This is a genomic window from Roseovarius sp. A46, assembly GCF_004126395.1.
Lineage (GTDB): Bacteria > Pseudomonadota > Alphaproteobacteria > Rhodobacterales > Rhodobacteraceae > Roseovarius > Roseovarius nitratireducens.
In genome coordinates, this window is the sequence record NZ_PVWS01000105.1 from 1 (window position 1) to 255 (window position 255).

General features: G+C 61.2%; 1 protein-coding gene. It reads left to right on the forward strand.

Annotation, left to right across the window (positions count from 1 at the left end; all coding sequences use genetic code 11):
- Positions 1 to 255, forward strand: a 255-nt coding sequence (locus C6W92_RS17535) for an adenosylhomocysteinase (protein ID WP_164989304.1), incomplete at both ends; no start/stop codon positions are given.

Below are 255 nucleotides of genomic sequence, written 5' to 3' on the forward strand. Positions count from 1 at the left end.
GCCACATGATCAAGGGCGTCTCCGAGGAAACCACCACCGGTGTGCACCGGCTCTACAAGATGATGGAGAAGGGGCACCTGCCGTTCCCGGCGATCAACGTCAATGACAGCGTCACCAAGTCGAAATTTGACAACAAGTATGGCTGCAAGGAAAGCCTCGTCGACGGCATTCGCCGCGCCACCGACACGATGATGGCGGGCAAGGTCGCCGTCGTCTGCGGCTATGGCGATGTCGGCAAGGGGTCTGCCGCGAGCC